We start from the raw sequence: 3566 nt of genomic DNA, 5'->3' as shown, positions 1-3566 counted from the left end.
GCAATAAAAAAGCCCCGCTTGAGTTAAGCGGGGCTTTGGAAGTGTAAATGAATCCGGCGATACCTACTTTCGCACTGGTGGGCACTATCATCGGCTGGTTGTGCTTAACTGCTGTGTTCGGAATGGGAACAGGTGTTTCCACAACCATATGGTCACCGGAAAAAACCTGACTGACGTGTGGGCCAAGTCAGGCTTAATTTGGTTTGGTAGAGGTGTTTGCGTCGTTGCAACACGTTCAATTTCGAGAACTTCGTTGTCTGAAGCTTTGTGAATCGCACTTATTCATGAGTCGCTTCCGCGACTGCTTTGCTTCAAGTTCGCAAGGTTATGATAACCTGCTAACGAGTGAGCGTTGAATATAAGTGGTCAAGCTTTCGTCCGTTAGTACCAGTTAGCTGAACTCATTACTGAGCTTACACATCTGGCCTATCAACCTGGTCGTCTTCCAGGGGACTCTCGTACAAAGTACTTACGAAACCTAATCTTGGAGCGGGCTTCACGCTTAGATGCTTTCAGCGTTTATCCTTTCCGTTCATAGCTATCCAGCCGTGCCACGGGCATGACAACTGGGACACCAGAGGAACGTCCTTCCAAATCCTCTCGTACTAAAGAAGAATCTCCTCAAGTTTCGTACGCCCACAGCAGATAGGGACCGACCTGTCTCACGACGGTCTGAACCCAGCTCACGTACCACTTTAATCGGCGAACAGCCGAACCCTTGGGAGCTTCTTCACCCCCAGGATGTGATGAGCCGACATCGAGGTGCCAAACCGCATCGCCGCTATGGACGCTCGGATGCGATAAGCCTGTTATCCCCGGAGTACCTTTTATCTGATGAGCGATAGCCCTTCCATACGGGACTACCGGATCACTATGACCTACTTTCGTATCTGTTCGACCTATGGGTCTCACAGTTAAGCACCCTTCTACCATTGCGCTCTATGCCTGATGACCAACCAGGCTGAGGGTACCTTTGCACTCCTCCGTTACTCTTTGGGAGGAGACCGCCCCAGTCAAACTGCCCAACTGACACTGTTCCTAGTCTGGATTCACAGAAATTCTAGGTTAGAGCTAAAACATATTCAGGGTGGTATTTCAAGGATGGCTCCATCTACACTGGCGTGCAAACTTCAAAGCCTCCCACCTATCCTACACAAAACATATCTCAGACCAATATCAGCCTACAGTAAAGGTTCACGGGGTCTTTCCGTCTAACTGCGGGAACGTGGCATCTTCACCACGACTACAATTTCACCGGGTCGGTGGTTGAGACAGTGCTCCAGTCATTACGCCTTTCATGCAGGTCGGAACTTACCCGACAAGGAACTTCGCTACCTTAGGACCGTCATAGTTACGGCCGCCGTTTACCGGGGCTTCGGTCGAGAGCTTGCACCCGCTTCCTTAACCTACCGGCACCGGGCAGGCGTCAGACCCTATACATCCTCTTGCGAGTTGGCAGGGTCCTGTGTTTTTGATAAACAGTTGCCAGAGCCGATTTTCTGTGGCCCCCAACAGCGTGAACCGTCAGGGGCACCCCTTATCGCGAACTTACGGGGTCATTTTGCAGAGTTCCTTAACCACCGTTCTCCCGAGCGCCTTAGTCTACTCGACTCGCCTACCTGTGTCAGTTTTAGTACGGTTACAGTTGCTTCAACCTTTAGAAGCTTTTCTTGGACGTCCCGCTGATGATTACCTCCGAAGAGTCAGCGCTCTAACTTGGCTTATGAGGACGGATTTGCCTATTCCTCACCTTGCTAGAGCCCACGGACTGTTCCACCAGTCCGATCACCTTTGAAACGCCGTCCCTCCATCAGTCCACAACCGTAGCGCAGGAATATTGACCTGCTGTCCATCGTCTACGCTTTTCAGCCTCGACTAAGGGACCGGCTAACCCTGGGCGGAATTGCCTTCCCCAGGAAACCTTAGGCTTTCGGCGAACAGGATTCTCACCTGTTTTATCGTTACTCATTCCGGCATAATCACCCGATCGCCCCAACACCGCTCCTTACGGTACGGCTCGTATCTGACGATCGGCGCTCTCCTACCATTCTTTCGAATCCGCTGCTTCGGTGAAATGCTTACTCCCGTTCATTATCGGCGCAGAATTGCTCGACCAGTAAGCTGTTACGCACTTTTTAAATGGTGGCTGCTTCTAAGCCAACATCCTGGTTGTCTCGGCAATTCAACTTCCTTAGTGACTGAGCATCTCTTGGGGACCTTAGCAGACGGTCTGGGTTGTTTCCCTCTCGACCGCGAAGCTTATCCCTCGCGGACTGACTCCTGAGATAGTCATACCGGTATTCGGAGTTTGGTCCAGCAGGGTACCCCGGGAAGGGCCCCAAACCGATTCAGTCTCTCTACCCCCGGTATGTAGTGGCTCAAGGCTAGCCCAAAAGCTATTTCGGAGAGAACGAGATATCTCCACGTTTGATTAGACTTTCACTCCTCCCCACAAGTCATCCCCTCGGTTTTCAACCCAAGTGGGTTCGGTCCTCCACGCGGTATAACCCGCGCTTCAACCTGCTCATGGGTAGATCACGTGGTTTCGCGTCTACCACCTACGACTAACGCCCTATTAAGACTCGGTTTCCCTCTGGCTACAGCCCGTAAGGCCTTAACCTGCCGCAGACGGTAACTCGCCGGATCATTATGCAAAAGGCACGCCGTCACCCATAAATCGGGCTCCGACCGCTTGTAGGCACATGGTTTCAGGTTCACATACCTCCCCTTGTCGGGGTTCTTCTCATCTTTCACTCGCGCTACTGAGTTCACTATCGGTCATCAGAGAGTATTTAGCCTTGCGGGATGGGCCCCGCCGATTCAGTCCAGGTTTCACGTGACTGGACCTACTCAGGTACCTCTCGGAAGACTACACAACTTTCGCCTACGGGACTGTCACCCTCTATGGTTGACCTTTCCATGTCATATCGGCTAGTCGGCAGTTTTGTAACTTCCATATGAAAGGCCCTACAACCCCTTGAGGAAAATCCTCAAGGTTTGGGCTATTCCGCGTTCGCTCGCCGCTACTGACGGAATCGATTTTTCTTTCTTCTCCTCCAGGTACTTAGATGTTTCAGTTCCCTGGGTTGAACAGGAATCCCGGGATCAACGTTCGTTTGACAACTCCCCCAGGCTTATCGCAGTCTTCCACGCCATGTCTTCTGATGCCAAGACATCCCCCATGTGCCCTTAATAGCTTGACCACAAATATTCAAAGCTCGCTTAGGGTTAGCTAACCCATACGAACTTGAACAATCAAACTATTTCGGACTACCTATTATTGTGCTTCGCTTGTCTAAGAGCTAAGCACAGGATCCGATCTTGTAACGATTCACAATGCTGCGTGACACAATTCACTTGCCAACCCTCTCAGGCTGGCCATGTAAAAAGGCCCGACAGACATCGAGATTCTCTTTAAGAACGGCTATCACTCAATATCGGCACTGCTTTAGATCTCAGCGAACTGAGAATCGTAAGTAGCACACTTTGGTAATAACCATAACTCTATGAAATTGCATCGTTTGTGTCGCAACAAAGCTTCCATCGAACTCTCAATCTGCCAGTGG

The 3566-nt window shown here is 50.9% G+C and carries 2 rRNA genes; both read right to left on the bottom strand.

The window, feature by feature from the left end:
* Positions 1–51: 51 nt before the first annotated feature.
* Positions 52–160, bottom strand: a 5S ribosomal RNA gene (rrf, locus tag C5Y96_RS09820).
* 202 nt (positions 161–362) lie between these two features.
* Positions 363–3203: ribosomal RNA gene (locus C5Y96_RS09815) — 23S ribosomal RNA — on the bottom strand.
* Positions 3204–3566: the final 363 nt, after the last annotated feature.

This window comes from Blastopirellula marina, assembly GCF_002967715.1.
In the GTDB taxonomy this organism is placed as follows: domain Bacteria; phylum Planctomycetota; class Planctomycetia; order Pirellulales; family Pirellulaceae; genus Bremerella; species Bremerella marina_B.
Note: the sequence above shows the minus strand (reverse complement) of the source record. Positions and strands in the feature narration are given on the sequence as shown.